Below are 1,764 nucleotides of genomic sequence, written 5' to 3'. Positions count from 1 at the left end.
TCAGATGCCTTGGAAGCGATTAGTTACATCAACGCCGACCAAGTTGCCCGAGTCGACATTAAGCCGGCAGTTGACGCTGCCGAAAAATCGGTTGAAGACAATCAGATTCAAATTGATGACTTTAACAAGGGAAATATCAAGGCCCGCCAACGGATGATTGCCCAGTACGCAATTGCCGGAGCAAAGAAAGGGGCCGTTGTTGGCACTGACCACGCCGCTGAAGCCGTGACCGGCTTTTACACGAAATTCGGAGATGGGGCTGCCGACATTACCCCGCTTTGGCGTTTGGATAAGGAACAGGGCAAACAATTGCTGAAGCTGCTGGGCGCTCCTGAGCACCTCTATCAAAAGGTTCCGACTGCTGATTTGGAAGACAATCGGCCGGCGCTTCCGGATGAAGTTGCCCTCGGCGTTACCTACCAAGACATTGATGCTTATTTGGAAGGCCAAGATGTTTCGGTCAAGGCAGCTGAAACGATTGAAGGCTGGTACGACAAGACCCAGCATAAACGCCACACGCCGATTAACGTCTACGATACATTTTGGAAGTAGATATTTAGTGACTTTTCATTAGTGGTTAGGTATAATTACGATAAATAAAGGGAGTAACCAGCAATTTCGATTGCGATTATCTCGTCAACGTGAAATACTCGTATTTCCGGGATAAATCTTAAATGGTGAGACTTATGAATTCTTTTAGCGAGGAATTTATGGGTCTCTTTTCTTTTAGAGGAGGAAATCAATGAAACAAGAACAAAAACAGTTTTATCAGCGGACGGTCGATGACGTGATGAGCCAAATGAAGGCCAACCCGCACGGCCTGACTGATCAGGAAGTCCGGGACCGTCGAGAACAGTTTGGCCCCAATAAATTAACGTCCAAGCGGCGGACAACGATCATCGAAAAGTTTTTTGCCCAGTTCAAGGATTTGATGATCATCATTTTGATTGTCGCCGCGATTATCGCTGGATTCGCCGGTGAAACGGTGGACGCCATCATTATCCTTGCGGTTGTAATTTTAAACGCGATCTTTGGGGTATTTCAGGAATCGAAAGCAGAAAACGCGATTGATTCACTCAAAGAAATGTCGGCGCCAATGGCAACGGTTCTTCGAAATGGCGAGTCCCAGTCGGTTAAAAGCGAGGATATTGTCCCGGGAGACATTGTTCTTCTGGAGGCAGGAGACGTCGTGCCAGCCGATATTCGATTGACTGAAGCTAATTCCTTAAAGATTGAAGAAGCAGCCCTTACAGGTGAATCTGTGCCCGTTAACAAGCAGGTCACGCCAATTGTTGATCATGATTTACCATTGGGCGACCGAAAAAATCTTGGATTTATGAATAGTAACGTCACTTCCGGAAGGGCAGTCGGAGTGGTGATTGGAACCGGAATGAACACCGAAGTCGGAAAGATTGCCCACATGCTCAATACGACTGAAGAAACCACTACGCCACTTCAGGAAAACCTCAAATCGCTAGGGAAAATGCTGACCGTATTGATCCTGGTGATCGCGGTGATCGTCTTTGGTGTTGGGATGTGGCGGGGCCAGGAAAGCTTAATTAATATGCTTTTAACCGCCATTTCATTAGCGGTGGCCGCCATTCCTGAAGGACTTCCGGCGATCGTGACCGTGACGTTGGCGTTGGGAACCCAGCAGATGGCCCGCCACCGTGCGTTGATTCGTAAACTGCCGGCCGTTGAAACCCTTGGCAGTACAGACGTGATTGCCTCGGACAAGACTGGGACGTTGACCCAGAATAAAAT

General features: G+C 48.2%; 2 protein-coding genes. Both read left to right on the top strand.

The genetic code is table 11. The features are described 5' to 3' along the window. The coding region (gene nadE / locus AB3112_RS11270; protein ID WP_367334546.1) for an ammonia-dependent NAD(+) synthetase at positions 1-552 on the top strand (552 nt) is incomplete at its 5' end. Positions 553-742: 190 nt separating this feature from the next. Beyond that, positions 743-1,764, top strand: a 1,022-nt coding sequence (locus tag AB3112_RS11265) for a cation-translocating P-type ATPase (RefSeq protein ID WP_367334545.1), incomplete at its 3' end; no start/stop codon positions are given.

Origin of the sequence: Lentilactobacillus sp. (assembly GCF_040773105.1) — a bacterium.
In the GTDB taxonomy this organism is placed as follows: Bacteria; Bacillota; Bacilli; order Lactobacillales; family Lactobacillaceae; genus Lentilactobacillus; species Lentilactobacillus parabuchneri.
Note: the sequence above shows the minus strand (reverse complement) of the source record. Positions and strands in the feature narration are given on the sequence as shown.